The following is a 25,294-nucleotide window of genomic DNA, read 5'->3' on the forward strand; positions in this document are numbered from 1 at the left end:
ACGCCGGGTCACCGAAATCGTCGCCGAGGCGGCCACCGGACGCGCAGCTCGCGCTTTTTCCGCCGTCCGCCACCGGATTTCGGACTGACAACCGACTTCGCAACGGCTCGGCTCAGCTCGGCGGCCGGGTCAGGCAGGCGTTTCCGGCACAGGAACCCGTTCCACCGGGCCGCGGCGCGGACAAGTCTTGCGCGGGGCGGGTACAGTGTCAAAAACAGTAACGTGTTCTAGTTTGCGCCGTGGAGGGAACCGGGATGGACGAGCAGCCGATGCGGTATCCGAACCACCTCGGTCACCTGGTCGTCTCCGCTCTGAAACGCCACCGGGACGCCCCGGTGATGGTGCTGGGCGAGACCACGATGACCGGGGGCCGGACCGCCGAGCAGGTCAGCCAGTACGCCCAGGCCTTCGAAACACTCGGGGCCGGCACCGGCGCGGCGGTGGCGCTGCTGTCGCTGAACCGCCCCGAGGTCCTGCTGATCATCGCCGCGGGCCAGCTGCAGGGCTCCCGCCGGACGGCGCTGCACCCGCTCGGCTCACTCGACGACCACGCCTACATCCTCGGCGACGCCGGGATCACGACGCTCATCATCGACCCGGTGCCCGCGTTCGTCGACCGGGCGCTCGGCCTGCTCGAGAAGGTGCCCGGCCTGACGAAGGTGCTCACCATCGGGCCGGTGCCCGACGAGCTGGCCCACGTCGGCGCGGACCTGACCGCGGCCGCCGCGGAGTTCGAGCCGGGCCCGCTGGCGCCCGCCGACCTGCCGCCGGACCAGGTCGTCTCGATCACCTACACCGGCGGGACGACCGGCAAGCCGAAGGGGGTCATGGGCACCGCGCAGGCGATGGCGACCATGACCCAGATCCAGCTCGCCGAATGGGAGTGGCCCGAGGCGCCGAAGTTCCTCATCTGCACCCCGCTGTCGCACGCCGGCGCGGCGTTCTTCGCGCCGACGCTGCTCAAGGGCGGCTCGCTGGTCGTGGTGCCGAAGTTCGACCCCGCCGGCGTGCTGCGCATCATCGAAGAGCAGCGGATCACCGCGACGATGCTCGTGCCGACCATGCTCTACGCGCTGATGGACCACCCCGATTCGCGCACCCGCGACCTGTCCTCGCTGCAGACGGTCTACTACGGCGCCGCGTCGATCAACCCGGTGCGGCTGCGCGAGGCGATCGACCGGTTCGGGCCGATCTTCGCGCAGTACTACGGCCAGTCCGAAGCGCCGATGGCGATCAGCTACCTCGCCAAGGGCGACCACGACGACGCGCGCCTGGCCTCGTGCGGCCGGCCGTCGGCCTTCCTGCGCACGGCGTTGCTCGACGCCGAGGGCAACCCGGTCGCCCCCGGCGAACCCGGGGAGATCTGCGTGGCCGGGCCGCTGCTGGCCGGCGGCTACTGGAACCTGCCCGAGATCACCGCGGAGACGTTCCGCGACGGCTGGCTGCACACCGGCGACGTCGCCCGCGAGGACGAGGACGGCTTCTGGTTCATCGTCGACCGCGTCAAGGACATGATCGTCACCGGCGGGTTCAACGTCTTCCCCCGCGAAGTCGAGGACGTCGTCGCCGAGCACCCCGCGATCGCGCAGGTCGGCGTGATCGGCACGCCCGACGACAAGTGGGGCGAAGCCGTGACGGCGGTGGTGGTCCTGCGCTCGGACGCCGACTCCGGCGAGGCCGCGATCGAGAAGCTGACGGGCGAGATCCAGGCGTCGGTCCGGGAGCGCAAGGGCCCGGTGCACGTGCCCAAGCAGGTGATCGTCGCCGCGTCCCTGCCGATGACCGGGCTGGGCAAGCCGGACAAGAAGGCCCTGCGCGCCCAGTACGAGCCCCGGAGCGCGACTGTGTAGGGCGTTATACGGCCGAGGCGAGCTTGCCGGGGTTCATCATCCAGAGGACCTGGTCGATGCCTTCGGCCGACGCGGTGATCGTGACGACGGCGAAGACCTCGCTGTCGCGGGTGAGGCGCATCGCGTGCGCGCCGTTCACGTGGGTGGGGGTCACCTCCACGCCGGTCCAGAAGCGGTCGGCGAACGCGCGGACGTACTTCGCGACGGTGGTCGCGCCGCGGACCGGGATGCGCGACGCACGGGCGACGCCGCCGCCATCGGAGTAGCTGACCACGTCGGCGGCGAACAGCCGTTCCAGGGCGGGCAGGTCGCCGGCCTGGGCCGCGGCGACGAACGCGGTCAGCAGCCGCCGCTGCTCGGGTGGCGCGGCCGGCGCGCGCCGTTCCGCCGCGAGGTGCTTGCGCGCGCGGCTGACCAGCTGGCGCGCCGCGACCTCGGTCGTCTGCACGATCTCGGCGATCTGGCGGTACGGGTAGTCGAACGCCTCGCGCAGCACGTAGGCGGCGCGCTCGGTCGGGGTCAGCTTTTCCAGCAGGAGCAGCACGGCGAGCTCCAGCGCGGCGCCCCGTTCGGCGCCGAGCTGGGGATCGGCCGAGGTGTCGACGGGCTCCGGCAGCCACGGGCCGATGTAGGTTTCGTGCCGTGCGTAAGCGGTCCTGGTCGCGTTGATCGCCAGCCGGGTGGCCGTCGTCGCGAGGTAGGCGCCGGGGTTGGTCACGACGGACCGGTCGCACAGCTGCCAGCGCACCCACACCTCCTGCAGGAGGTCCTCCGCGTCGGCGGCACTGCCCAGCATCCGGTAGGCGATCCCGAACAGCCGCGGCCGCACCCCGGCGAAGACGGCGGCCGCGTCGTCGAGATCCTCCATGCGCGCGGATTCCTTCCGGGGGCGGGGTTTCGGATGGGGTGACCGGACGGCAGCGTACGCGCCACCGTCCGGTTCCCGGGGCGGACGAGCCGGTGATCAGCCGTTGGGGCGAACGCCGCGCGGCGCCCGCCGGTCGCGGCGCCGCTCCAGCTCTTCCGCGCCGACCGGCACCAGCATCGGCTGCCCGGGCACGCAGAACATCGTCACGACGAACGCGGATTCCGCGTCGGGCAGGTGGTTTCCGTCCTGGTAGTGGATGACGTCGCCGCCTGGCTCCCAGAACGCTTCGCCCGCCTTGACGACCCGCTCGGGCTCCCCTTCGAGCTCGAACACGATCTCGCCCTTGACGACGTACCCGTAGGCCGGGCCGGAGTGTCGGTGCGGCGGCGCGCCCGGGCTGCCCGGCGGCAGCGTGACGAGGATCGTCATCGCCTCGGCGTTTTCGTGGATCTGCGGCGCGCCCGCCACGGTGGCGACCAGGTCCAGCTTCGGCGGCGGTCCGGCGGGGTGGGTGTAGGTGGTCATCGCTTCCTCCCTGAAGGTCGGCTCGACTACTCGGACAAGACGTGTGCCGCGGCTGTGACACGACCTGCGTCACACCCGGGCGGGCCGCCTTGTCGAAAGGGCGAGCCGAAAGGAGCGCCGCGCATGGCCGATCCCCCGCTGGCCGAGCTGCTCGCCGAACGCCGTCACCTGCTCGCCGTGGCGGACTGGCTGACCGGGCCGGGCGCCGGCCGGGTCGTCGACGAGGCGTACCGCGCGTGGTACGCGCTCACCGGGCCGGAACGCGCCGCCGTCGGTTCGCCGGGCGCGTGGCTGACCCGCACGACCGGACGCCGCTGCGTTCACTGGCTCGCCGCTCCCCCACGCCCCGAGCCACCGGTGTCCCGCGCGGCCGCCTGCCCACCGCCGTCCGACGAGTTCGCGAGCCGGGTGCGCGCCGCCTGCGAACACGGATCGGTGACAGAGCTGGGGGCGCTGCTGGCGGACGGTGTCACCGCCTGGTTCGACGGCGGCGGGAAGGTGCGCACGGCGGACCGGCCGGTGCGGGGGCGCGCCGCCGTCACCGCCGCGGTCCTGGCGTTGCTCGCGCCCGCACCCGGCACGCGGGTGCGCGAACGAGCGGTCAACGGCGGCACGGGCCTGGTGGTGCAGGTGGCCGGCGAGGTCGGCGCGATCGTCCTGTGGCGGGCCGCCGACCGGGTGATCACCGAGCTGTGGGTGGTGCTCAACCCGGTGAAGGTGCGGAACTTCGTCACGAACGCGGACGCGGCCTTGTCGTAGTGGGTGCGCAGCCGTCCCGGGCCCACCGGGAGCGCGCCGAGCGGAGGGAACGGACATGAAGGTCGTCGTCATCGGCGGAACCGGTCTGATCGGCAGGAACCTGGTCGCACGGCTGGCCGAGCACGGCCACGAGGCGGTGCCCGCCGCTCCTAGCACCGGGGTGAACACCCTGACCGGCGAAGGGCTGAAGGAGGTGCTGCAGGGCGCGGACGTCGTCGTCGACGTGTCGAACTCGCCGTCGTTCGCCGACGACGACGTGATGGCCTTCTTCCGCACGTCGACCGGGAACCTCACCGAAGCCGCGCGGGAAGCGGGTGCCGGGCACTACGTCGCGCTGTCGGTGGTGGGCACCGACCGCCAGCCGGACGTCGGGTACTTCCGCGCGAAGGTCGCGCAGGAAGAGCTGATCACGGAGTCGGGCCTGCCGTTCTCGATCGTGCGCGCGACCCAGTTCTTCGAGTTCGCCGGCGGGATCGCCGACGGGTCGACGACCGACGGCAAGGTGCACCTGCCGGGCGCCGGGGTGCAGCCGATGGCGGCCGCCGACGTCGCCGCCGCCGTGGGCCGGGCCGTCGCCGGGAGCCCGATCGGCGGGGTCGCCGAGGTCGCGGGCCCCGAGGTGCTCGGCCTCGACGAGTGGGTGCGCCGGGTGCTGTCGGCCCGCTCCGACGCACGGGAGGTCGTCACCGACCCGGCGGCGCCGTACTTCGGCGCGGTCCCGGGGCCGGAGGACCTGCTGCCCGGCCCGGACGCGCGCCTCGCGGAGACCACGCTCGCCGAGTGGCTGGCCCACGATTCCCGGTCCTGACCCCGCCCTCTACACCACCACCGTGACGGTGGCCAGCGGTCCGCTCGCGCACGGCCGGGTGTCCGGTCGTGCGCGTTCCGCCGACGCGGGGCTGTGCGTCGAGCTGCGGCTTCCGCCCGCGCTCGGCGGCGCCGGCGACGGCACGAACCCGGAGCAGCTGTTCGCGGCCGGGTACGCCGCCTCGCTGCACGGCACGGTGAGCGTGCTCGCGCGCGAGGCCGGCGTCGACCCGGCCGCGGTGACCGTCGCGGTGACGGTGGCCGTCGGCCGTGACCCGGCCGGCGGCCACCGGCTGGACGCCGGTGTGGTGGTCACCGGCGTGGCGCCGCACCTGGTCGAGCGGGCGAAGACCCTCTGTCCCTACACCAGGCTGGTGGCCGGCGGGGACCAGCCGTATGCTCCGGGAGACTATTCAATTAGTTGACTATGCGAGGTGTGGGTATGAGCAGCTTCCGCAAGGCCGTCGAGGCCCGTGATCCCGACGCCATGGCCGCGGCGCTGGCGGAGAACGTGGTGTTCCGGAGCCCGGTGGCCTTCCGGCCGTACCCGGGGAAGGCGATCACCGCCGCGATCCTGCGGGGCGTGCTCCGGGTGTTCGAAGACTTCCGTTACGTGCGTGAGCTGACCGGCGGTGACGGCCGTGACCACGCGCTCGTCTTCGAGGCCCGGATCGGCGACGTGCGGGTCGAAGGCTGCGACTTCCTGCACCTGGACGACAACGGCCTGATCGACGAGTTCACGGTGATGGTCCGCCCGCTCTCGGCCGCGCAGGCGCTGTCGGAGGCGATGGCCGCGCAGTTCGGCCAGATCCAGCGCGAAGCGCTCAACTAGGTGAGTATGGCACTCCGGCACGCGCTGATGGCGGCGCTGCTCGAGGGCGAGGCGTCGGGCTACGACCTGGCGAAGGGCTTCGACGCCTCGGTGGCGAACTTCTGGGCGGCGACCCCGCAGCAGCTCTACCGCGAGCTCGACCGCATGGCGTCCGGCGGCCTGGTGCACGCCCGCCTCGTTCACCAGGAGCGGCGGCCGGACAAACGGCTGTTCGCCCTGACCGAGGCGGGCCGGCACGCCCTGCGTGAGTTCACCTCGCGACCGCCCCGGCCCGGCGTGATCCGCGACGAGCTGATGGTGCAGGTCCAGGCACTCGACGCGGGTGACGAGCCGGCGGTCCGGCGCGCCCTCGAGGAGCGGATGACCCGTGCGAAGGACAAGATCGCCCGCTACGAGCGCCTGCGCGCCCGGCTCCTGGACGGCCGCTTCGAGGAGGACTACCTCGCCGAGGCCGAGCGGATCGGGCCGTACCTGACGTTGATGCGCGGGCTGTCGTTCGAGCGGGAGAACCTGCGGTGGTGCGAGCAGTCGGCGAAGATCCTGGACCGCCGCGCGGCGAGGTAGGCCTCAGCTCAGCCCGGCGTCGTGGACGGCGATCGCCACCTGGGTCCGGTTCGCCGCCTCCAGCTTCGCCATGATGTGTCCGATGTGGACCTTCACCGTCGACTCGCTCACCACCAGCGCCCTGGCGATCTCCGCGTTGCTCAGCCCGCGTCCGATGTGGACGGCCACGTCGTGCTCGCGCGGGGTCAGCACCGCCAGCCTCGCCTGCGCCCGGGAGGTCCCGCCCCCGGAGGCGAAGTCGGTCAACAGCCGCTTCGTGATCTTCGGGGACAGCATCGCCTCGCCGCGGGCCGCGACCCGGACCGCCGTGACCAGCTCGCGGGGCGGGGTGTCCTTGAGCAGGAACCCGGCCGCGCCGTGCCGCAGCGCCGCGTAGACGTACTCGTCGACGTCGAACGTCGTCAGGACCACCACCGCCGGGGCCGCCGGGTGGCCGGCCAGGCGGCGGACCACCTCGATGCCGTCGACCTTCGGCATCTGGACGTCGGTGAGCACGACGTCCGGCCGGAAGCGGTCGGTCAGCTCCACCGCCCGCGAGCCGTCGGTGTCCTCGGCGACGACCTCGACGTCGTCGGCCGACTCCAGGATCATCCGGATGCCGCTGCGGACCAGCTCCTCGTCCTCCAGCAGCACGACCTTGACCGTCACGGGGCCTCCTCACCCACCGGGAACCCGGCCGCCACCCGGAACCGGCCGTCGCCGGTCGGGCCGGTCCGCAGCTCGCCACCCGCCAGCTCCACCCGTTCGCGCATCCCCACCAGCCCGTAGCCCGACCCCGGGACGGCGCTGCCGTGCGGGGTCAGCCGGTTGGTGACCTCCACCGCGAGCCGGTCACCGGTGACGGCCAGCCGGACGTCGACCGCCGCGTGCGGCGCGTGTTTGCCCGCGTTGGTCAGGGACTCCTGCACCACCCGGTAGACGGCCCGGCCGACCTGGTCCGGCACCACCGGCAGCGGGTCCGGCAGCGCCAGCTCGACCCGGCCCCCGGTCGCGGTGACCTCGTCCACCAGGTCCTCCAGCGAGGCCAGCACCCCCGGGTTCGCCTCGCCGGCGGGAGCGTCGTCGCGCAGCACCCGCAGGATGCCCCGCAGCTCGTCCAGCGCGGTCGCGCTGGTGGCGCGGATCGTCTCGGCGGCCTGCTCGGTCTTCTCGTCCGGAGCCCGCAGCGAAAGCGCGCCCGCCTGCAGCGCGACGGCCGTGACGCGGTGGGCGACGACGTCGTGCATCTCCCGCGCGATCCGCCGCCGTTCAGCGAACACGGCCTGGTCGGCCAGCAGCGTCCGGGTGCGTTCGGCCTCGTCGGCCCGCTCGCGCAGCACGGCCAGCAGCGCGGCGCGCTGGTGCATCCACAGCCCGGCCAGCACCGGCCCGAGCACGAACATGACCAGCGCGAGCGCGAACGTCGTGAGGTTCACCGGCTCGGTGAAGACCCGGAACAGCTTCCCGGCGACCGCGGCGGCGACGACGGCGACACCGGTCCGCACCCCGACGCCGTGCCGGGCGGCGACCGAGTACACGGCCACCGTCATCGGCAGCAGCGTCACCCCGGCCGGCAGACAGGCGACCGCGACGACCAGCACCACGAACGGGTACCGGCGGCGGGCCAGCAAGGCGAGGCCGGAGACGACCACCGCGGGCACGTACAGCGCCGGGTGCGGGTCTCGCGGGTCGCCGCCGGCCAGGCTCACCACGATCACGGCCGCGGCCACCGCGACGTCGAGCGCGAGCAGCACGACCCGGCCGTCCCACCAGCTCAGCCACCGCTTCATCGCGACCAGGGTAGAGCGCGCCCGCTCAGCCGGCACGACGTGCCAGGGTGAACGCCGTCGCGCCCAGGGCCACCACGACCAGCGCCGCGTACACCGCGGTCCCGGTGGCCGCCGACAGCGCCGTGCCGCTGAAGGGCAGCGCGGTCACCGGCACGCGGGCCAGCGCCGCCAAGCTCGTCTCCGCGACGAACACCCACACCGCGAACAGGCCGACGGCGAGCCCGGTGTGGCGCAGCAGCCCGCCGAGCGCCACGCCGGCGAGTCCGGAAAGGACGGTCAGCGACGGCACCGCGGCGGCCGCCCTGCCCGCCGCCCCCGCGTCGGCGGGCAGGGCTCCCCCGCCGGTCAGCACCCCGGCGGCGGTCAGCACCACCATCAGCAGGCCGGCGAGCAGCCCGAGCCCGGCGGTGACCAGGGCCCGCGCGGTGACGATCCGCGCCGGCGAGCGCAGCACCAGCCGGGTCGTCGCGAGCGTGCCGTGCTGGTGGTCGAGCCCGAACGCGGCGACGCCGACCGCCGCGACCAGCAGCGCGCCCAGCCGGTCGACGAGCCCGAACGCCGAGGTGAACGCGTCGAGGTCCCCGAGGTCGCGCTTGAGCCCCCAGTACAGGCCGGACGCGAACTGCAGCACCCCGGCGCCGACCAGCAGCAGCCACGTCGAGCGCAGCGACCGGACCCGGGCCCATTCGTAGGCCAGCGCGTTCTTCACGACGCCTCCCCCCGGTGTTCGACGGCGGCGGAGGTGGCGGCGAGGAAGGCGTCCTCCAGCCCGCTCTGCCGCACGAACAGCTCACGCACCCCGACGCCTTCCCGGCCGGCGATCGCCGCCACCCGGCCGGTGTCGGCGGTCTCGACAACGAGCTCGGCGGCTTCCTGCCGGACACGCAGCCCGTCGCGGGCCAGGGCGATCAGCAGCACGCTCGGCCGGTCGGCGCGGACGACGACGTCGGCGCGGGCGTGCCGGCGGACGAACTCGGGCAGCGGCCCGGCCGAGACGAGCCGGCCGGCGCCGATGACGATGAGGTCTTCGGCCAGCAGTGACATCTCGGCGAGCAGGTGTGACGACGCGAGGATCGTGCGCCCCTCCCCCGCGAGCCGGCGCAGCAGGTCGCGGATCCAGCGCACGCCCTCGGGGTCGAGCCCGGTGGCCGGCTCGTCGAGGATCAGGTACTCGGGGTCGCCGAGCAGCGCCGTGGCGAGGCCGAGCCGCTGCTTCATGCCGAGGCTGAACCGGCCCGCGGGCCGGCGGGCCACGGACTCCAGGCCGACGGTCGCGAGGACCTCGCGCACACGCCGGGCCGGCAGGCCGCCGCCCGCGGCGACCATCCGCAGGTGCGCCGCGGCCGTCCGCGCCGGGTGCACGGCCGCAGCGTCGGTGAGCACGCCGACCGTCCGCAGTGGACCGGGCACCCGCGCGTAGGGGCGGCCGCCGAAAGTGGTGTGCCCGCCGCCTCGGGTCAGGCCGAGCATCAGCCGGATGGTCGTCGACTTGCCGGCGCCGTTGGGCCCGAGAAAACCGGTCACCACACCGGGCCGCACGGTGAACGACAGGTCGTCGACACCGGCGCCGCCGCGGTAGGTCTTGGTGAGCCCCTCCGCGACGATCATCGGCGCACCGGGACGTACGCGTCGCGCCGGCCGACCGCGAACCACAGCAGGCTGCCCAGGAACGGCGCGCAGAAGGCGAAGATCACCCAGACGAGCTTCATGCCGCCGGTGAGCCGGGAGCCGAGGATGCTGACGAGCGCGGCCAGGAACAGCACGACGAAGGCCAGCACGACGGCGCCGGTCAGGCCGAGCACGAGCCACGACCAGGTCTCCTCGTGGCCTTGGATCAGGGCGGCCGGGTGCATGGGTCTCCTCCGGGGCTGCGGCCCGCCGGGTGCGGGCTCCTGACACCACGATCGCCGGTTCCGCGGGCACGCACATCGGATCTTCGGCGACGCCGGGATAGGCGGAAAGTACTAGGCTCACCCGCCGCCGTTGTACGGCTCTTGTACGGCGGCCGCCCACGATCCCTCCCGACATCCCGATGGAGGAAACGTGAAAACCACACTCAAGGCGGCGGTGGCCACGGTCGGCCTGGCCGTCGCGGTCACCGGGCTGGCCGCCGCGCCCGCGGCGCAGGCCGCCCCGACCTACCCGGTCACGACCACAGTGGACGGTCGCACCGTCAAGGACCCGGACGTCGCGGTGGGCGCGCAGCGCATCGCGAACATGTACCAGTCCGGCGCTTCGGTCACCCTCGCCTGCCAGGACAGCGGCCCGGCCTACGGCGGCAGCAGCATCTGGGACCTGACCACCGACGGCCTCTGGATCCCGGACGCCTACGTCAAGACCGGCTCGACGTCGATGGTCGCGCCGCAGTGCACCACGCCGCACGCGTACCCGGCGAAGGCGGACCTCAACGGCCGCGCGAAGAAGGGCGACGCGGCGGACGCGGCCGGCAGCGTGGCGGACAAGTACCTGACCGGCGCCTCGGTGCCGGTGGTCTGCCAGGCCACCGCGAAGGACGAGATCTGGGACTTCACCGCGGACGACCTGTGGGTGCCGGACGAGTTCGTCAAGACCGGGACCGAGGGCTTCGTGAGCGGCGTCCCGCACTGCGACACCGACGGCCTCAAGCCGGGCGGCTCGGCCAACCCCGCGGACCCGCGCGCCGACAGCGCGATCGCGTTCGCCAAGGCCCGCCTCGGCCACACCGACTGGAACAACCAGTGCGAGCTGTTCGTCGAACGCGCCTTCGGCACCAGCGGCCGGTTCGCCAGCGCCACGACGCACTACCAGTGGCAGAAGAACAACGGCCGCATCCACACCGGTTCGGTCGCGCCCGCCGGCGCCGCGGTGTTCTTCACCAGCACCACCAGCAACGGGCACATCATGCTCGCGCTCGGCGGCGGCGTGGCGATCAGCACCGGCCCGTCGGTGTACCAGACCAGCACCTACGCGCAGCGCTCCGACTACCTGGGCTGGGCGTACGTCCCGTCCGGCTGGTGAGCGCGGTCGTCCCCGTCGAGGTCGACCTGCCACCCGGCGAGCACCAGGGTGCGGCAGGCGCGCTCGAGGCACACCCGGTGCTCGTCACCCGGCGGCCCGGGCTCGGCGTCGTCGGCCATCAGCGTCTCCTTCCCGACGGATGTGATCACAGCACACCGCCCGGACCACACCGGTCTCAATGTGAGACGACGTGGAACGCTCTCACCACATCGGACTACTTGGGGGTCTCATGACATCGCGCCACCGATGGACCCAGGCGGCACTCGCCGCCGGGGTGCTCGCGGGCCTGCTCGCCGCTCCGGCGGCCGCCCAGGCCGCGGCCGGACCGGCCACCCTGCCGGCCACGCAGTACACACTGAACGCGAACTACCACCAGTTCGACGCCGTGAACTCGGCGCTCGTCTCGACACTCGGCACCGCCGCCGTCCACACCGTGATGGACAACGCGAACCACGACCGCACGGCCCTGCCGTCGTCGTTCTCGGTCGCCGGGCTCTCGACCGGGTTCCGGTTCGACTCGGGCGACAACTCCGACTGCGCGAACTACCCGCAGGGCATCACGACCAGCCGGGACGCGGTCGGCACCGCGAACAGCGGCAACTACGACGGGCACCAGCTCGTGCTGGTCAGCTGGTACACCAAGGACGGCTGCGACGGCGGCCAGGCGCGCAGCCGGATCACCCTGGCCGACTGGGACGCCACCTACCCGAACAAGTACCGCAAGGTGCTGCTGGTCGAGCCGACCGGCACGGCGGCGGCGCCGGACTTCAAGGACATCCCGATCCACGCCGGCGGGGTGTCCTGGTACGGCGACTACCTCTACGTCGCCGACACCGGGCGGGGCATGCGCGTGTTCGACATGCGCAAGATCCTCAAGACGGACTCCGGCGGCACGGCCGACCAGATCGGGCACGCCACCGGCAGCACGTACTACGCGCACAACTACGCCTACGTCCTGCCGCAGGTCGGCACGGTCACGTCGGCGACGACGTCGGGCACGAACCTCGCGTGGTCGTCGATCTCGCTCGACCGGGTGAGCAAGTCGATCGTCATGACGGAGTACACCTGCCCGTCCGGCTGCACCGACTACCCGAACCGCGCGCCGCGGGCGATCCGCTACCCGTTCGCCTCGTCCGGGACCTTCGCCGCCACGACGACGGCGAGCCAGGCGTTGCAGCTGCCCTGGTACAAGCTCAACGGCGTGGCGTCGCACAACGGGCGCTGGTGGTTCAACTCGTCCGGCCAGAAGCAGCTGTACTACTGGACGCCGTCGGCCGGCTCGTCGACGTTCCCGTGGGTCGGCAGCGGCGAAAGCCTCTCCTACTGGGAGGACGACACCAGCGCCGACCTGCTGTGGTCGCTGCAGGAGGGCGCGGGCAACCGCAACGTCTTCGCGGTGACCCAGGCCACCTACGGCGGCGGCTGAGCCCCCGGCCGGTAGCCTGACCACATCGGACGAACCGGACAGCACCCAGCACCGAGGCGGGCACCGCGTGCCCGCCTCGGTCTGCTGCTCGCCGTCCTCCTGCTCTTCGGCGGCGCCGCACCCGCGCTCGACGCGGGCACTCCTACGACCGACAGCCGGGCGGCGATCACCGCCCCGCCCACGCACGACCTCATCTCCGGCCGGGGTGCGCCGTTGCGCGTCCCGGCCGTGCCCACGCCGGTCCCGTGGGCCGTCCTCCCGACCGCTCTGGGCTTCGGCCCGGCTTCCCCGGTCTTCCGCGTCGACACGGCCGATCGCCACCTCGCGGCCGACGCGGTCCCGACGTCGCACCCGGCCCGGGCACCGCCGTCCTCAGTGAGCTGATCCCTTACCCGGCGCCGCTTTCCGCGGTGTCGCGCTCACTACTGCCCGAAGGACGGGACCATGTCCGTTGTCGTGTCGACCCTGCTGACCGCCGTCGTCGTGGTGGCCGTCGGCCTGTTCGTGAAGATGCTCCGGGACGACGAGCCGCTGCTCGGCGGGCTCGGACTCTGCCTGCTGGTCGGCCCCGGCGCAATGCTGACGTTCGCGCACGTCGGCCTGGCCGGCTGAGCCACCCGAGGCCGGACAGCGACCGGATCTCCCTCCGGTCCGGTAGCCTGATGTCCGTGTTCACGAAGTGAACAGTGATTCCAGACTTCCGGCGGAGGCCCCCGTGACCAAACCGACGCGGTCCCCGGACACGCGCGGGGACCAGGCGGACATCCAGGCGGTCAGCCGGGTCAGCCAGATCCTGTCGCTGTTCGACCCGGCGACCCCCGAGGTCACCGCGACCCAGGTCGCCGAACGGCTCGGCCTCAACCGCACCACGGCGTACCGGTACTGCACTTCCCTCGTCGCGGCCGGGCTCCTCGAGCGCAGCGCCGAAGGCGGTTACGTGCCCGGCGGCCTGCTGCTGCAGCTCGGCGCGTTCGCCATCGGGCACCGCCGGGTGGTCAACCTCGCGCCGCGGCACATGCAGGCGCTTTCGCGCGCCACGCAGACCAGCGTGGTGCTCAGCCTCTGGGGCCTCACCGGCCCGGTGGTCTCGCGGGTGGAGGAGAACGCCTCGACCATCGTCATCGTGTCCGTGCGGGTCGGCAGCCACCTGCCGCTGGACACCGCGCAGAGCAAGGTCTTCCTCGCCTACCACGCCGACCAGCTGTCGATGGAACGGCTGATCGGCACTCTCTCCGGCACGGCACGCGACGAGCTGCGCGCGGACGTCGACCGGGTGCGCGCGGTCGGCCACTGCTCGGCGATGAGCACGCCCGGAATAGTGGCGGTGGCCGCGCCGGTCTTCGACGAGTACGGCATCTGCGCCACACTGGCCATCGTCGGCCCGGACAACACCCTGTCGATGGCCGACGAGACGCCCGAGCTGCGCGTGGTCGTCAACACCGCGCGCGAGCTCACCGAGGAGCTGGGCGGCCACTACCGCCCGGACGACGTCCAGCGCGCGGTGTAGGGCAGCCAGGCCGGGTTCGGCGGCGGCGGGACGTCCGCGTACTCGCGGGCTCCCGCCAGGGCGCTGCCGACGAAGTCGTCACCGACTCCGGTGACCCCGTCGACCAGCTCCCGGAGCACGGCGGGGCCGCCGATCCACAACGCCGTCACGACTTCGACGGCCCGGGCGCCCGACGCGAGGAACCGCAGCACGTCGGCCGCGGTGCGCGCGCCGTTGGTGCCGATCACGGGCACGTCGAGCTGCTGGAAAGCCTTGCTCACCCAGTAAAGGCTCATCGGCAGGCACCCGGGTGAGCTCCACGCGCCCCACGAGCCCAGCACCGCGCCGCCGTCGAGGTCGGGCAGGAAACCGGGGTACCGGCCGACCAGCCCGACCGCGTCCGCGCCCGCCGACCGGGCCGCGCGGGCCAGCGCGACGACGTCCGAGGCCTGGCCCGGCAGCTTCACGAACAACGGGACGTCGACCGCCCCACGCACGGTCCGCACCGCGTCGTGGACACCGTCCACTTCGGTCAGCTGCCGCACCGCGCGCGCCTCACGGCCGTGCGGCGCCCCGATGTTCAGCTCCACCGCCGGGACCACGGAAGCCAGCGCACGCCCGATCCGCGCGGCCGCGGCGGGGTCGCCGAGGGTGATGCTGCCGACCACCGGGCAGCCCCGCGCCGCGCCGTGGGCGATACCCGCGGCCAGGATCCCGAGCCAGTCGTCCAGGTCCACCTGCGCGAGCCCGGACCGGTTCAGCAGGCCGTCACCCGGGTACGCCCGGCCCAGTGGCCGCACCTGCCGGTCGCCGGAGACGAACGCGTAGTCCGCGATGTCGAGCTGACGGCGGGCCGCGGCGCTTTCGTTCACCGACTTCGCCACGACGGCGCCGGCGCCCGCGTCGACGCAGGCGGCCATGCCGTCGAGGGTCATGGTCAGCTCGGAGGAGCCGACCCACACCGGGTTGGCGGCAACCAGCCCACCCAGCTCCACTTAGGACAGTGCCGGGATCGTGCTGTCGTCGGCCATGTCGACGTCCTTGGTCTCCGGGCCGAGGAACCCGCCGAGGCTGATCAGCGCGCCGGCCAGGACGATCAGCACGGCCGGGGCGAGGTGCGCCGGCATGACCCCGTCGAACCGCTGCAGGTAGAACTGGTAGAACGCGGGGGCGATGAGCGCGAGGCTGTACCCGACGCCGTACCCGGTCGACCGGATGCCCGCCGGGAACCGTTCGGTCAGGTAGGCCGCGATCGGGCCGAACGTGCCGACGGTGAACACGCCGATCAGGACCCCGAAGCCCAGCGCCGCGCCGAAACCGCCGTTCGACGCCATCAGCAGCGTGTAGGAGCCGGCGCCGATCACCAGCACTGCCAGGCCGTAGCCGATGTAGAACCGCCTCCGCCCGATGCGCTGGGAGAGCAGGCCGAACAGCGGGTAGGACAGCGCCGCCGCGGCGTTGATCACGAGCATCGTCAGCGTGACCTCTTTGCTCGACAGCTGCAGGTGCGCCTTCAGCTGCGCGGGGGTCACGGCGGCCTCCATGTTGGTCGCCAGCCACGTGCCGGTCATCAGCACGAACACCTGCGCCAGCGCCCGCGGGTACTTCACCAGCAGCCGGACGAACGGCATCTTGTGCTTCTCGCCGGTCAGCTCGACCGGCGTCTCGTGCACGTTCTTGAGGTAGTAGCGGAACAGCACGGCCGCCAGCGCCGCGCCGACGAAGAACGGGATCCGCCAGCCCCACTGGACGTACGCGCTGTGCAGCCCGGCCGAGGGCAGCAGCTGCAGCATCAGCAGTGTGATCGCGGCGATCACCGCGTACGCGGCGGGCGAGGTCGAGGTGATGATCGACGCGTAGAGCCCGCGCTTGTGCTTCGGGCTCCACTCCATCGCCAGCGGCACCGCGGTCGTGTACTCGCCGCCGAGGAAGATCCCGTCGACGAACCGCAGGGCGATGAGCAGCCCGACCGACCACATGCCGATCGTCTCGTGCCCGGGCAGGCACGCGGTGAGCAGCGTGATCGTGCCGAACCCGCCGACCGCGACCAGCGTCGTGCGCTTGCGCCCGACGGTGTCGGCGAAGTGGCCGAAGATCACCGCGCCGAGCGGGCGGCCGATCAGCGTCGAGGCGAAGACGAGTGACGCCAGCAGGGCCGTCGTGCTCGCGCTGAGGTTCGCCGCCTGGAAGTACGCCGTCGCCGGCGCCAGCACCACGATCGGCAGGTAGATGTCGAACTGGTCGACGAAGTAGGCGAGGGTGCCGCCGCGGACCGCGGCCCGCACCTTCGTGATGTCCGGGCCGTGCGGGGTGCCGGGACGAGAGGCCGTCTCTGCGGCGCTGGGCGGTGTGGACATCAATGTCCTCCGTTTTCGAACCAGATGTTCACGAAGCGAACGTGAGTCACTCTAAATACCGCCAATCGTGAACACAAGAGCGGTCACAGGGTTGACAGCCGGTCTTATAGTGAACTTTGACTTCATAATGCGAACGAAAGGCGTCCCATGAGCCCGCGCCCCGCCATCGCGACCGTCCTGGACGGCCTGGCCGACATGCACGTCCACTCCGGCCCCAGCCCGTTCCCCCGCCGCTTCGACCACGTCGAGGCCGCGCAGGACGGCGCCCGGATCGGGATGCGCGCCATGGTCGCGAAGTCCCACCACCACAACACCCAGATGGACGTGCTCGCGATGAAGGGCCGCCTCGCCGACGTCGCGGCGTCGGTCTACGGCGGCATCGCGCTGAACAGCACGGTCGGCGGGCTCAACGTGCACGCCGTGCGCATGACCCTGCGCATGGGCGGCAAGGTGGTCTGGTTCCCGACCATCTCGTCGGGCCGGCACATCGACTGCCACCCCGAGGACGGCGCGTTCCCGACCACGACCGTGCCGCTGACGCTGGAGCGCATCGACATCGTCGACGGCGAAGGCGCTCTCAAGCCCCAGGCGATCGAGATCCTCGACGAGATCAAGGACCAGCAGGCCGTGCTCAACGGCGGGCACATGTACCCGGAGTACATCAGGACGCTGTTCCAGGAGGCGCACGAACGCGGCCTGAAGCGGATGGTCGTCAGCCACCCGGACTTCGTGATCGGCGCCGACCCGGCCGTGTGCCGCGAGCTGATCGAGCTCGGCGCGTTCATCGAGCACGAGGTCGGCATGTACGACCCCGAGGGCACCCAGAAGTGGGACCCGAAGCAGCTGCTGACCTGGATCGAGACGCTCGGCCCGGAGCACACCGTGCTGGCCTCGGACTTCGGCCAGAAGGCGAACCCGAAGCCGGTGGACGCCTGGCTGCGCGTCGGCGAGGCGCTGCTCGACCTCGGCCTGCCGGAGAAGGACCTGCGGCGGATGGTCCGCGACAACCCGGGTTACCTGCTGAACCTCGACGCCTGAAAGGACGCTCCCGTGTACGAAAAGGACGATCCCCGCGCCGGCCTGGCCACCGCGGCCCGGCCCGACAGCGGCGACTCGATCGCGGCCGCGCAGTACCTCGACCTGCACACCAGCCCGGTGGTGCGGGCGCAGAACGTCATCCTGATCCACACCGAGGCCCGCGCCGGCGCCGACCTGGACAACGGGACCCTGGAAGGCGAGCTGGCGATCGTCGTCACCGACGCCTCGCCCGCGTTCACCGTGCTCACCGACGACGGCGCGACCAAAGTGGACTCCCCCGGGCTGGTGGTCGTCCCGCCGGGCGCGTCGCGGATCAGCGTCCACGGCGACGGGCCGCTGGTCCGGCTCGTCGAGGCGACCGAACCAGCGTGGCGCGACCGCGCGGCGAACGCCGATTCCTACGTCGAGGACCACCCGCGTGTCGCGTTGCTGAAGCGCTGGCCCGCGCCCGCCGAGACGCGCGTCCGGTTCTATCCGCTTTCGGAGGTCCCGGACGACCCGAAGCGGTTCGGGCGCATCTTCCGGACGCGGTCGTTCATGGTGAACTTCCTGCCGCTCCAGCACGGCCCGCGTGACGCACGGAAGCTCTCCCCGCACGACCACGCCGACTTCGAACAGCTTTCCCTTGCCGTGCAAGGAGAATACGTCCACCACATCCGGACGCCGTGGCTGCCGGACAGCACCACCTGGCGCGAGGACGAGCACGTGCGGATCGGCAGCCCGTCGGTGACGGTCATCCCGCCGCCGACCGTGCACACGTCCGAAGCGAGCGACCCGGGCGTCAACCAGCTGATCGACATCTTCAGCCCGCCGCGCGTGGACTTCTCGGAAAAACCGGGCTGGGTCCTCAACGCCGACGACTACCCGATGCCGTGAGCGCGCGCACCGGTGGCGGGCTCTTCACCCGTCCCGCCACGCCCGTCGGGACGTGGCTGAAGATCGCCTCGACCGAGCCTGCCGAGATCATGGCGTTCGCCGGGTTCGACTTCGTCGTCGTCGACCTGGAACACGCGCCGCTGGACCTGGTGACGGCGTACCGGCTGATCAACACCGCGGCCGCGCTCGGCATGACGCCGATCGTGCGGGTGCCGGACAAGACGCCGTCGACGATCCAGAAGATCCTCGACGCGGGCGCCATGGGCATCCTCGTGCCGCACGTCGACACCGTCGAGGAGGCGGCCGCGGTCGGACGCGCGTGCCGGTTCCCGCCGCACGGCGTGCGCGGCGCCGGCGGCACCAGCCGCGCCGGGTCGTGGGGCCTGAAACCGAACGCCGGCTACCTGGCGACGGGCAACAACGACGTGCTCTGCATTCCCCAGCTGGAGAGCGTCGAGGCGATCAAGGCCGCCCCCGAGATGCTCGCACTGGACACAGTGGACGCGGTCTTCGTCGGCGCGGCGGACCTCTCGATGTCGATGGGGTCGACCCCCGCGTCGCCGGACGTGCTCGACCTGGTCGCGTCGGCGATCTCGGCGGCGCACGCGGCGGGCAAGCGGTGCGGGCTCGCATTCGGCGGGGTGCCGGAGAAGGCCGCGCAGGCCGTGCGGGACGGCTGCGACTTCGTCCTGCTCGGCAACGACACGACGATGCTGGCCGAAGCGTCCCGCGGGCTGGTGACGGCGTTCCGGGCAGCGACCGGATGACACTCACCCTGCCGCGCACGGCGTTGTCGATCGCCGAGCTGGACAACCTGGACCACAACGGCGTCGTGCGGTTCGTGCGGGCGCTCGAGGAGTACGGCCACCGGATGGTCTGGATTCCCGAGGTCGCCGGGCGCGAGGCGTTCACGACGGCGGCGCTGGTGCTGAGCTCGACATCGCGGCTGGTCGTCGGCAACGGCGTCGCGCGGGCCCTGGAGCGGGTGCCGAAGTCGGCGGCGTCGGCCGCGCGTGGGTTGGCCGAAGGATATCCCGGGCGGTACGTGCTGGGGCTCGGGGTCAGTGGCGCGGTCCGCGAACGCGGGGTCGGACCGCTGCCGTTCCTGCGGGACTACCTCGACGGCGTCGACAAGACGGCGCCCGGGGTGCCACGGGTGCTCGGCGCGTACTCGGCGGGGATCACGCGGCTGGCGGCCGAGCGCGCCGACGGGCTGATCACGTTCCTCGTCACGCCCGAGCACACCCGCTGGGCGCGCGAGACGATCGGGGACCTCTTCCTGTCCGTCGTCCAGTGGGCGGTGGTCGGGCGGTCGCGCGCCGCGGCCCGGGACGTCGCGCGGGAGCGGCTCGCCTACTACCTGACACTCCCCCACCAGATCGCGAAGCTGACCCGGCTGGGCTTCACCGAAGCCGACCTCGCGCCGCCGGGGTCCGACCGCCTGCTCGACGCGCTCGTCGCCTACGGCACCCCGGCCGAGGTGCGCGAAGCCGTGCGGGCCCAGTACGACGCGGGCGCCACGCAGGTGGCGTTGAGCCTGGTCGGCCCGCTGGACGAAGCGAAGCTGGACGCCTACCGGGCGCTCGCTGAAGAGGAGGACTGATGCGCACGGCCGAAAAGGTCATCATCACCACCGCGATCACGGGCTCGGTGAACATCCCGTCACAGAGCCCGTACCTGCCGTTGTCCGCCGACGAAGTCGCCGACGCGGCGCTGGAAGCCGTCGAGGCCGGGTCCGCCGTGATCCACCTGCACGCGCGGGAGCCGAACGGGCGGCCCACGCCCGACCCCGAGGTCTTCGAGAAGATCGTCGGGCGGATCACCGCGGAGACCGACGCGGTCGTCAACATCACCACCGGCGGCGCGTCGTCGATGACGATGGACGAACGGCTCGCCGCCGCGTACCGGTTGAAGCCCGAAGTGGCGTCGATGAACATGGGGTCGATGAACTTCGTCTACTCGGGCATCGCCGACAAGGTGACGGAGTGGAAGCACGACTGGGAGAAGCCGTACGTGCTGAACACCTACTCCCACCCGTTCGTGAACACCTTTGACAAGATCGAGCACACCCTGCGCGCGCTCGGCGAGTCCGGGACCCGGTTCGAGTACGAGTGTTACGACATCGGGCACCTGTACTCGCTGGCCCACTTCGCCGAGCGCGGCCTGGCCAAGCCGCCACTGCTGGTCCAGGGCGTGTTCGGTGTCCTGGGCGGCATCGGCGCCGACCACGCGAACCTGGAGCACATGGTGCGGATCGCCGACAAGCTGTTCGGGGACGACTACTACTTCTCGGCCTTCGCGGCCGGGCGCGACCAGCTGAGCTTCGGCACGCACAGCGCGTGGCTCGGCGGGCACGTGCGGGTCGGGCTGGAGGACAGCCTCTGGATCGGCAAGGGGCGGCTGGCCTCGAGCAATGCCCAGCAGGTCCGGAAGATCCGCGCGGTCGTCGAAGATCTCGGCAAGCCGGTCGCCACCCCGGCCGACGCGCGCGCGATGCTCGCCCTGCGAGGTGTGGCATGAGCCTGCTGACCGGAAAGGTGGTCCTGGTCGTCGGGGCCAGTTCGGGCATCGGCGCGGACGCGGCCCGGGTGTTCGCTTCGGACGGTGCGTCGGTGATGCTGGTGGCCCGGAACGAAGAGCCATTGGCCAAGCTCGCGGCGGAGCTGTCCGACTTCGACGTCGCCCACACGACCGGCGACATCACCTCGGCGTCCGATGTGGACGCGTTCGTGACGGCGACGGTGGCACGCTTCGGCCGCCTCGACGGCGCGTTCAACAACGCGGCGATGGGCGGCAGCGGCCGGCTCGACTCCGTTTCGGAGGCGGACTTCGACCGGATCATGGCGGTGAACGTCAAGGGCACGTGGCTGTGCCTGCGCGCGGAGGTCCGCGCGATGACGGGGGCCGGCTCGATCGTGAACGTGAGCAGCATCGGCGGCCTGCGCGGCAGCTCCGGAATGGGCGCGTACCAGGCGACGAAGCACGCGGTGATCGGCCTGACCCGCACCGCCGCCCACGACTTCGGGCCCCGGGGCATCCGGGTCAACGTGATCGCCCCCGGCCCGACGGAGACGCCGATGCTGGACGAGCTCCGCCGCACGATCCCGGGCGGGGTGGAGGCCCGGATCGCGGCAACACCGTTGCGAAAGGCGGGAACGGGCCAGGAGGTCGGCTCGACGGCGGCGTTCCTGTTGAGCGACCGGGCAAGCCACTTGAGCGGCGTGGTCCTCCCAGTGGACGGCGGCTTCACGGCGTAGCGCTGGTTCCTTCCGGGCGGCGGGATCTCTCAACCCGCCGCCCGGCTACTCTTCGCCGGGCACCGACGTGACCTGAGTCTGGAACCTCGGCCGCCTCCGAAACCCGCTGACTCGAAAGGATTCAGTCCCCACAGCGCGATCGCGTCCCGCATCGAGACATACCGCCGGCAGCACAAGAAACCGAGCATGTTCAACGAAGACAGCGCATGGTTGGCCGATCGGAAGTCTTCAGCGGACAACGCGTCAGGTGACCCACCGGTCTCGCGCATCTCGAAGACCACCCGCCGGCCGTGCTGGTTCTCCGGCACCAGCTGTCGCTCGTGTGCGTCGAGGAGGAGATCCCTGCGGGAGTTCACGCCAGGTCGGGGATCAGCTCGCCGACCAGGCGGATGCTCTTCATGACCTGCTCGTGCGGGATGCCGCCGATCTGCTGGAGGCACATCATCCGGTCGATGCCCAGGTCGGCGTACGCGCGCAGCTTCTTGCGGCACGTCTCCGGGCTGCCGACGATCAGGGAGTCCTGCGCGCTCAGCACCTCGAAGACCTCGTCGTCGGCCACCTGCTCGCCCTGGAGGATGCGGGCGATCAGCAGGTTCGCCTCCGACGGCGCGTTTTCCGCTTCACCGCGGAGGAAGTCGCCCGTCAGGCCCGGGGACTTCACCAGCTCCTCGTTGCGGGCGTTGGCGCGCACGAACTCCGTGGCCGCTTCGAAGAACGTCAGGGCCGTCACCGTGTACCAGGCCGCGGCCGCCGCCGCGCCGTTGCGCATCGCCTCCTCGTCGGTGTCCGCGCAGTGGACGAACGTGAAGAACCCGACCTGGTTGTTGACGAACGCCCCGACCGGCGACGTGCACTGCGAAGCCGCCGCGCGGTAGAGGCCGATCAGGCGGCCCGCACGTTCCAGCGATTCCCACATCGTCGTGCCCAGCACCCCGACCCCGCGCCGGCCGGCCTCCTCGAACGACGCCGGGCTCGCCGCCGCCTGCCAGAGCGGCGGGTGCGGGCGCTGCATCGGCTTCGGCCCGATCGAGACGCCGTCGACCGGGTACGCGCCGCCGGCGTGGGAGAACCGTTCGGACGTCCACATCTTCGGCACCATCTCGAACGCCTGCTGCGTCTCGGCGCGCGCGTCGTCCGGGGTGATGCCGAACAGGCGCCACTCCGGGATGGTCGACCGGGTCAGCCCGAGCTCCACCCGGCCGCCGCTGAGGTGGTCGAGCGTCGCCGCCCGCTCGGCGACGCGGATCGGGTGGTTGAACCGCCCCGGCGCGAGCACGGCGGAGTGCCCCAGCCGGATCCGGCTGGTGCGCTGGGAAAGCGCCGCCAGCATGAGCTCGGGCGCCGAGGAGAGGCTGAACTCCCCCGCGCCGTGGTGCTCGACCTGCCACCAGCAGCCGTAGCCCAGCTCGTCGGCGAGGACGGCCTGCTCGATCGCCTGGCGGAACCTCAGCTGCTCGTGCCCTTCGGTCCACGGGCGCGGGTTCTGGATCTCGTTGAACAGGTCGATCTTCATGCACGGCCTCCGCGTCGTCGGGGTCACCGAGAGGTCAGTCCCCGAGAGCGACTGCACCGTTACGGGTAGTCACTCGGAAGGAGCAGTTCCCCCCGACGAGCGGTCAGCCAGGCCCGAGGTCGGCGGACAGCCAGTGTTCCGGGCGCATGAAGACGGCCGCGTGCTCGCCGAGCTCCGTGCGCTCGAACTCGATGAAGCCGTCGACCTTCTCCGGGGGCAGGTAGCGCGCCGCCATCTCGCGGGCGCGGCCCGGGTCGTCCGGCTCGGTCGCCGTCACCGGTCCCTCCACCGAGACGTAGCGGACCGTCGGCTCGGTGCGCTGCACCAGCAGGCTGAACCGGCCGGCGGCCTCGATCGCCCGGGTCTTCCGCGCGTCCGGGGCCGTGCGGATCCACAGGTCGCCCCCCGGCGTGTACTGGTACCAGATCGGCACCGTGAGCGGCGCGCGATCGGGCCGCTCCACGACCGAGAGCGCGCCGACGTGGGGCAACGCCAGGAATTCTTCGCGTTCTTCCTTGGACAGCACCATGCGCCCGAAGCTACCCGGGGGGTCCGACAAAAACGCGCTGAGATCCAGGTCACGTCCGGCGCGCTCGGCGCGCCGCGGCGCCGGGTCACTGCCATCCTGTGCCGTCAGGAAGGCACCCGGAGGAGGACACCCGTGGGAATCATCGGCTGGATCGTGCTCGGCCTCATCGCCGGCATCATCGCGAAGGTCCTCATGCCCGGCAAGGACCCCGGCGGCTGCATCATCACGATGCTGCTCGGCGTCGCGGGCGCGTTCGTCGGCGGCTGGATCGGCAAGACGCTGTTCCACACCCAGCTCGGCACGTTCTTCGACCTGCGCACGTGGGGCCTGGCGGTCCTGGGCGCGCTGGTCATCCTGCTCGCCTACCGCCTGCTCTTCGGCGGCCGCAGCCGCCGCGACTGACGGCGGGCCGCCGGGGAGCTCCCCGGCGGCCGTCCGTGGTCAGTTGAGGCTGACGCCGTACGCGCTCAACGCCTCGCCCACCGGCTGGAAGTAGGACGAGCTGCCGCCCTTGCCCGAGGTGATGCCGAGCCCGACGCTGCCGGCGAACAGGCAGCCGCCCGAGTCGCCCGGGTTGACCAGCGCGTTGGTCTGGATCAGCTGGTACACCGAGCCTTCCGCGTAGTTGACCGTCACGTTCGTGCGCTGCACCGAGCCCGACGTCAGGTTCGTGGTGCTGCCGCTCTTGCTGATCCGCTGCCCGACGGTCGCCGTGCCGGCGGAGCTGATCCGCTGCGTGGAGCCGTTCCACAGGGTGACCGCGCCCGGCGCGCTGCCGGTGGTGTTGCGGATCAGGCCGTAGTCGTTGGTCGGGAAGCTCGCACCCTGCGACGGGCCGACGTTCCACTGCGCCACCGCGCGCGTGCAGTGGCCGGCGTCGATGAGGTAGTTCTGGCCGCCGCGGTTGGTGTTGAAGCCGGCCGAGCAGCGGGTGCCGCCGCCGGTGATGGCTTCGCCGTTGTAGATCGCGGTGTGCATCTCGCCGGCGACGCGCTCCACGCGGACGCGGTCGCCGAGCGTCTCGGCCACCCGCACCAGGGCTTCGGCGCCCTTGGCCGCGTCGGCCACGGTGAGCACGACCTGGTTGGTCTTCGGGTCGAGGCCGACCGAGGTGTGCGCCACCGCGGGCAGCGCCTGCAGCGCGTCCTGCGCGCTCGCCAGCGCGGCGCTGGAGTGCTTGACCAGCTTCGCCTGCGCGCCGGCCGCGGTGACCCGGTCGGCGGCCGCCTGGTCGAGGACGTTCACCACCGGTTGGGCGGCGGCGTCGAGGTAGCCGTCGGCGGCGCGGGCGCCGAGCGACGCCGTCGCCTTCTGCAGGGTCTCGACGCTCGCCGACTGCGTGCGCAGCAAGGCGACCGCGGCGGACTCGCTGATGCCGGCCTCGGCGGCCAGCGACGCGACCGCCTCGCTTTGCACGGTCGGCGAGTAGCCGTCGAGGGTGGTGGCGGTGGCCGGGGCGGCGAAGCCGATGACGGCGGCGGCGGCCACCAGGGTGGTGGCGGAGCGGGCGAACAGGTGGTGTCCCGGGGACGTTCTGCGCATGCCGGTAACTCACTTTCGCGGGAAGACCGGCGCGAGGGGTGGCCGCGCCGGCCACGGTGGGGGGAAGCCGGCCACGAAGGCCGGCGCCGGTGGTCCGGTGCGGTCGAGGGTGATCGGCGGCCGGGACCGGCGGTACCGACTTTCGTCGGACAGGACAAAAGATAGGTACCGGGCAAAACGGCCACAGCGGTTTCGCGCACAGTAACCGGACAGCGAGCAGGCGGGTCGCACGCCAGCGGAGATGTTGTTGTGCAGGGCCGTTTTAGCTGAGGTGAACAGGAATTCGGCTGTTCGCGTGA

General features: G+C 72.1%; 30 protein-coding genes. 17 read left to right on the forward strand and 13 right to left on the reverse strand.

What is annotated here, in order from left to right:
* Window positions 1-254: 254 nt before the first annotated feature.
* Window positions 255-1,850 (forward strand): fatty-acid--CoA ligase FadD8, encoded by a 1,596-nt coding sequence (fadD8, locus tag ACZ61C_RS12140; RefSeq protein WP_465305780.1) that lies wholly within the window; start codon window positions 255-257, stop codon window positions 1,848-1,850.
* A 4-nt stretch (window positions 1,851-1,854) separates the two neighbouring features.
* Here the strand turns inward: fadD8 and ACZ61C_RS12145 are convergent, their stop codons facing one another.
* Both ACZ61C_RS12145 and ACZ61C_RS12150 read right to left on the reverse strand, forming a co-directional pair.
* Window positions 1,855-2,718, reverse strand: coding sequence for an RNA polymerase sigma-70 factor (locus ACZ61C_RS12145; protein WP_465305782.1), 864 nt, complete (start codon window positions 2,716-2,718; stop codon window positions 1,855-1,857).
* A gap of 96 nt (window positions 2,719-2,814) precedes the next feature.
* Window positions 2,815-3,243: a cupin domain-containing protein gene (locus ACZ61C_RS12150; protein WP_465305784.1), complete on the reverse strand. Its 429-nt coding sequence runs from the start codon at window positions 3,241-3,243 to the stop codon at window positions 2,815-2,817.
* A 123-nt stretch (window positions 3,244-3,366) separates the two neighbouring features.
* On the opposite strand from ACZ61C_RS12150, the gene ACZ61C_RS12155 reads away from it, so the two are divergent.
* From ACZ61C_RS12155 to ACZ61C_RS12175, 5 genes are read left to right on the forward strand one after another with little or no spacing between them, the layout of a single operon-like run.
* On the forward strand, window positions 3,367-4,002 hold the full coding sequence (locus ACZ61C_RS12155; RefSeq protein ID WP_465305786.1) for a sigma-70 family RNA polymerase sigma factor family protein: 636 nt from the start codon (window positions 3,367-3,369) through the stop codon (window positions 4,000-4,002).
* A 55-nt stretch (window positions 4,003-4,057) separates the two neighbouring features.
* Window positions 4,058-4,810, forward strand: a complete 753-nt coding sequence (locus ACZ61C_RS12160; RefSeq protein ID WP_465305788.1) for an SDR family oxidoreductase — start codon at window positions 4,058-4,060, stop codon at window positions 4,808-4,810.
* Window positions 4,811-4,832: 22 nt separating this feature from the next.
* Entirely contained in the window at window positions 4,833-5,234 is a 402-nt protein-coding gene (locus ACZ61C_RS12165) for an OsmC family protein (RefSeq protein ID WP_465305790.1), read from the forward strand.
* A gap of 17 nt (window positions 5,235-5,251) precedes the next feature.
* Window positions 5,252-5,641 carry a nuclear transport factor 2 family protein gene (locus ACZ61C_RS12170; protein ID WP_465305792.1) on the forward strand — a complete coding sequence of 130 codons (390 nt, stop codon included), beginning with the start codon at window positions 5,252-5,254 and terminating at the stop codon, window positions 5,639-5,641.
* Window positions 5,642-5,647: 6 nt separating this feature from the next.
* Complete coding sequence (locus ACZ61C_RS12175; protein WP_465305794.1) at window positions 5,648-6,205, forward strand: PadR family transcriptional regulator; 558 nt, start codon at window positions 5,648-5,650, stop codon at window positions 6,203-6,205.
* A 3-nt stretch (window positions 6,206-6,208) separates the two neighbouring features.
* Here ACZ61C_RS12175 and ACZ61C_RS12180 read toward each other — a convergent pair whose 3' ends face one another.
* Genes ACZ61C_RS12180 through ACZ61C_RS12200 form a run of 5 tightly spaced genes read right to left on the reverse strand, consistent with a single transcriptional unit; the run spans window position 6,209 to window position 9,827 of the window.
* Window positions 6,209-6,853 (reverse strand): response regulator, encoded by a 645-nt coding sequence (locus ACZ61C_RS12180; protein ID WP_465305796.1) that lies wholly within the window; start codon window positions 6,851-6,853, stop codon window positions 6,209-6,211.
* Window positions 6,850-7,974, reverse strand: a complete 1,125-nt coding sequence (locus ACZ61C_RS12185; protein ID WP_465305798.1) for a sensor histidine kinase — start codon at window positions 7,972-7,974, stop codon at window positions 6,850-6,852. The genes ACZ61C_RS12180 and ACZ61C_RS12185 overlap by 4 nt, the downstream gene beginning before the upstream one ends.
* Window positions 7,975-7,999: 25 nt before the next feature.
* On the reverse strand, window positions 8,000-8,683 hold the full coding sequence (locus tag ACZ61C_RS12190; protein WP_465305800.1) for a hypothetical protein: 684 nt from the start codon (window positions 8,681-8,683) through the stop codon (window positions 8,000-8,002).
* On the reverse strand, window positions 8,680-9,582 hold the full coding sequence (locus ACZ61C_RS12195; protein WP_465305802.1) for an ABC transporter ATP-binding protein: 903 nt from the start codon (window positions 9,580-9,582) through the stop codon (window positions 8,680-8,682). The genes ACZ61C_RS12190 and ACZ61C_RS12195 overlap by 4 nt, the downstream gene beginning before the upstream one ends.
* On the reverse strand, window positions 9,579-9,827 hold the full coding sequence (locus tag ACZ61C_RS12200; protein WP_465305804.1) for a PLD nuclease N-terminal domain-containing protein: 249 nt from the start codon (window positions 9,825-9,827) through the stop codon (window positions 9,579-9,581). The genes ACZ61C_RS12195 and ACZ61C_RS12200 overlap by 4 nt, the downstream gene beginning before the upstream one ends.
* Before the next feature lie 190 nt (window positions 9,828-10,017).
* On the opposite strand from ACZ61C_RS12200, the gene ACZ61C_RS12205 reads away from it, so the two are divergent.
* The gene (locus ACZ61C_RS12205; RefSeq protein WP_465305806.1) at window positions 10,018-10,971 is read left to right on the forward strand and encodes a hypothetical protein; all 954 of its coding nucleotides are present in this window, start codon (window positions 10,018-10,020) and stop codon (window positions 10,969-10,971) included.
* Here ACZ61C_RS12205 and ACZ61C_RS12210 read toward each other — a convergent pair.
* Entirely contained in the window at window positions 10,935-11,090 is a 156-nt protein-coding gene (locus ACZ61C_RS12210) for a hypothetical protein (protein WP_465305808.1), read from the reverse strand. The genes ACZ61C_RS12205 and ACZ61C_RS12210 overlap by 37 nt on opposite strands.
* Window positions 11,091-11,200: 110 nt before the next feature.
* On the opposite strand from ACZ61C_RS12210, the gene ACZ61C_RS12215 reads away from it, so the two are divergent.
* The 3 genes from ACZ61C_RS12215 to ACZ61C_RS12225 all read left to right on the forward strand — a co-directional run bounded on the left by ACZ61C_RS12215 (window position 11,201) and on the right by ACZ61C_RS12225 (window position 13,904).
* Window positions 11,201-12,397 (forward strand): hypothetical protein, encoded by a 1,197-nt coding sequence (locus tag ACZ61C_RS12215; RefSeq protein WP_465305810.1) that lies wholly within the window; start codon window positions 11,201-11,203, stop codon window positions 12,395-12,397.
* A 444-nt stretch (window positions 12,398-12,841) separates the two neighbouring features.
* Window positions 12,842-13,009, forward strand: coding sequence for a hypothetical protein (locus ACZ61C_RS12220; protein ID WP_465305812.1), 168 nt, complete (start codon window positions 12,842-12,844; stop codon window positions 13,007-13,009).
* Between the two features lie 103 nt (window positions 13,010-13,112).
* Window positions 13,113-13,904 carry an IclR family transcriptional regulator gene (locus ACZ61C_RS12225; protein WP_465305814.1) on the forward strand — a complete coding sequence of 264 codons (792 nt, stop codon included), beginning with the start codon at window positions 13,113-13,115 and terminating at the stop codon, window positions 13,902-13,904.
* Here ACZ61C_RS12225 and ACZ61C_RS12230 read toward each other — a convergent pair.
* Together ACZ61C_RS12230 and ACZ61C_RS12235 are read right to left on the reverse strand one after the other, a co-directional pair.
* Entirely contained in the window at window positions 13,871-14,878 is a 1,008-nt protein-coding gene (locus ACZ61C_RS12230; RefSeq protein ID WP_465305816.1) for a hypothetical protein, read from the reverse strand. The two genes, ACZ61C_RS12225 and ACZ61C_RS12230, sit on opposite strands and share 34 nt — an antisense overlap.
* Window positions 14,879-16,240: an MFS transporter gene (locus ACZ61C_RS12235; protein WP_465305818.1), complete on the reverse strand. Its 1,362-nt coding sequence runs from the start codon at window positions 16,238-16,240 to the stop codon at window positions 14,879-14,881.
* A gap of 147 nt (window positions 16,241-16,387) precedes the next feature.
* On the opposite strand from ACZ61C_RS12235, the gene ACZ61C_RS12240 reads away from it, so the two are divergent.
* Genes ACZ61C_RS12240 through ACZ61C_RS12265 form a run of 6 tightly spaced genes read left to right on the forward strand, consistent with a single transcriptional unit; the run spans window position 16,388 to window position 21,411 of the window.
* A complete protein-coding gene (locus ACZ61C_RS12240) occupies window positions 16,388-17,278 on the forward strand; it encodes a DUF6282 family protein (protein WP_465305820.1) in 891 nt (296 codons plus the stop codon).
* A gap of 12 nt (window positions 17,279-17,290) precedes the next feature.
* Window positions 17,291-18,154 carry a cupin domain-containing protein gene (locus tag ACZ61C_RS12245; RefSeq protein WP_465305822.1) on the forward strand — a complete coding sequence of 288 codons (864 nt, stop codon included), beginning with the start codon at window positions 17,291-17,293 and terminating at the stop codon, window positions 18,152-18,154.
* Complete coding sequence (locus tag ACZ61C_RS12250; protein WP_465305824.1) at window positions 18,151-18,921, forward strand: HpcH/HpaI aldolase family protein; 771 nt, start codon at window positions 18,151-18,153, stop codon at window positions 18,919-18,921. The genes ACZ61C_RS12245 and ACZ61C_RS12250 overlap by 4 nt, the downstream gene beginning before the upstream one ends.
* Window positions 18,918-19,757 carry an LLM class flavin-dependent oxidoreductase gene (locus tag ACZ61C_RS12255; protein ID WP_465305826.1) on the forward strand — a complete coding sequence of 280 codons (840 nt, stop codon included), beginning with the start codon at window positions 18,918-18,920 and terminating at the stop codon, window positions 19,755-19,757. The genes ACZ61C_RS12250 and ACZ61C_RS12255 overlap by 4 nt, the downstream gene beginning before the upstream one ends.
* Window positions 19,757-20,674 (forward strand): 3,5-dioxohexanoate:acetyl-CoA acetone transferase, encoded by a 918-nt coding sequence (gene kce, locus ACZ61C_RS12260; RefSeq protein WP_465305828.1) that lies wholly within the window; start codon window positions 19,757-19,759, stop codon window positions 20,672-20,674. Before ACZ61C_RS12255 ends, kce begins: the two co-directional genes overlap by 1 nt.
* Window positions 20,671-21,411, forward strand: coding sequence for an SDR family NAD(P)-dependent oxidoreductase (locus ACZ61C_RS12265; protein ID WP_465305830.1), 741 nt, complete (start codon window positions 20,671-20,673; stop codon window positions 21,409-21,411). The genes kce and ACZ61C_RS12265 overlap by 4 nt, the downstream gene beginning before the upstream one ends.
* 352 nt (window positions 21,412-21,763) lie before the next feature.
* On the opposite strand, the gene ACZ61C_RS12270 is transcribed toward ACZ61C_RS12265, so the two are convergent.
* On the reverse strand, window positions 21,764-22,924 hold the full coding sequence (locus tag ACZ61C_RS12270; RefSeq protein ID WP_465305832.1) for an LLM class flavin-dependent oxidoreductase: 1,161 nt from the start codon (window positions 22,922-22,924) through the stop codon (window positions 21,764-21,766).
* A 103-nt stretch (window positions 22,925-23,027) separates the two neighbouring features.
* A complete protein-coding gene (locus ACZ61C_RS12275; RefSeq protein WP_465305834.1) occupies window positions 23,028-23,453 on the reverse strand; it encodes a pyridoxamine 5'-phosphate oxidase family protein in 426 nt (141 codons plus the stop codon).
* A gap of 132 nt (window positions 23,454-23,585) precedes the next feature.
* Between ACZ61C_RS12275 and ACZ61C_RS12280 the strand changes: the two genes are divergently transcribed.
* A complete protein-coding gene (locus tag ACZ61C_RS12280; protein WP_465305836.1) occupies window positions 23,586-23,855 on the forward strand; it encodes a GlsB/YeaQ/YmgE family stress response membrane protein in 270 nt (89 codons plus the stop codon).
* A 39-nt stretch (window positions 23,856-23,894) separates the two neighbouring features.
* Here the strand turns inward: ACZ61C_RS12280 and ACZ61C_RS12285 are convergent, their stop codons facing one another.
* Entirely contained in the window at window positions 23,895-24,995 is a 1,101-nt protein-coding gene (locus ACZ61C_RS12285; protein ID WP_465305838.1) for a S1 family peptidase, read from the reverse strand.
* Window positions 24,996-25,294: the final 299 nt, after the last annotated feature.

The organism is Amycolatopsis sp. NPDC104587, assembly GCF_055583645.1.

Coding starts and splice junctions, on each gene's coding strand:
- fadD8 (WP_465305780.1), top strand. CDS start 255: ATGGACGAGCAGCCGATGCGGTATCCGAACCACCTCGGTCACCTGGTC.
- ACZ61C_RS12145 (WP_465305782.1), bottom strand. CDS start 2,718: ATGGAGGATCTCGACGACGCGGCCGCCGTCTTCGCCGGGGTGCGGCCG.
- ACZ61C_RS12150 (WP_465305784.1), bottom strand. CDS start 3,243: ATGACCACCTACACCCACCCCGCCGGACCGCCGCCGAAGCTGGACCTG.
- ACZ61C_RS12155 (WP_465305786.1), top strand. CDS start 3,367: ATGGCCGATCCCCCGCTGGCCGAGCTGCTCGCCGAACGCCGTCACCTG.
- ACZ61C_RS12160 (WP_465305788.1), top strand. CDS start 4,058: ATGAAGGTCGTCGTCATCGGCGGAACCGGTCTGATCGGCAGGAACCTG.
- ACZ61C_RS12170 (WP_465305792.1), top strand. CDS start 5,252: ATGAGCAGCTTCCGCAAGGCCGTCGAGGCCCGTGATCCCGACGCCATG.
- ACZ61C_RS12175 (WP_465305794.1), top strand. CDS start 5,648: ATGGCACTCCGGCACGCGCTGATGGCGGCGCTGCTCGAGGGCGAGGCG.
- ACZ61C_RS12185 (WP_465305798.1), bottom strand. CDS start 7,974: ATGAAGCGGTGGCTGAGCTGGTGGGACGGCCGGGTCGTGCTGCTCGCG.
- ACZ61C_RS12195 (WP_465305802.1), bottom strand. CDS start 9,582: ATGATCGTCGCGGAGGGGCTCACCAAGACCTACCGCGGCGGCGCCGGT.
- ACZ61C_RS12200 (WP_465305804.1), bottom strand. CDS start 9,827: ATGCACCCGGCCGCCCTGATCCAAGGCCACGAGGAGACCTGGTCGTGG.
- ACZ61C_RS12210 (WP_465305808.1), bottom strand. CDS start 11,090: ATGGCCGACGACGCCGAGCCCGGGCCGCCGGGTGACGAGCACCGGGTG.
- ACZ61C_RS12215 (WP_465305810.1), top strand. CDS start 11,201: ATGACATCGCGCCACCGATGGACCCAGGCGGCACTCGCCGCCGGGGTG.
- ACZ61C_RS12220 (WP_465305812.1), top strand. CDS start 12,842: ATGTCCGTTGTCGTGTCGACCCTGCTGACCGCCGTCGTCGTGGTGGCC.
- ACZ61C_RS12235 (WP_465305818.1), bottom strand. CDS start 16,240: ATGTCCACACCGCCCAGCGCCGCAGAGACGGCCTCTCGTCCCGGCACC.
- ACZ61C_RS12240 (WP_465305820.1), top strand. CDS start 16,388: ATGAGCCCGCGCCCCGCCATCGCGACCGTCCTGGACGGCCTGGCCGAC.
- ACZ61C_RS12255 (WP_465305826.1), top strand. CDS start 18,918: ATGACACTCACCCTGCCGCGCACGGCGTTGTCGATCGCCGAGCTGGAC.
- kce (WP_465305828.1), top strand. CDS start 19,757: ATGCGCACGGCCGAAAAGGTCATCATCACCACCGCGATCACGGGCTCG.
- ACZ61C_RS12265 (WP_465305830.1), top strand. CDS start 20,671: ATGAGCCTGCTGACCGGAAAGGTGGTCCTGGTCGTCGGGGCCAGTTCG.
- ACZ61C_RS12270 (WP_465305832.1), bottom strand. CDS start 22,924: ATGAAGATCGACCTGTTCAACGAGATCCAGAACCCGCGCCCGTGGACC.
- ACZ61C_RS12275 (WP_465305834.1), bottom strand. CDS start 23,453: ATGGTGCTGTCCAAGGAAGAACGCGAAGAATTCCTGGCGTTGCCCCAC.
- ACZ61C_RS12285 (WP_465305838.1), bottom strand. CDS start 24,995: ATGCGCAGAACGTCCCCGGGACACCACCTGTTCGCCCGCTCCGCCACC.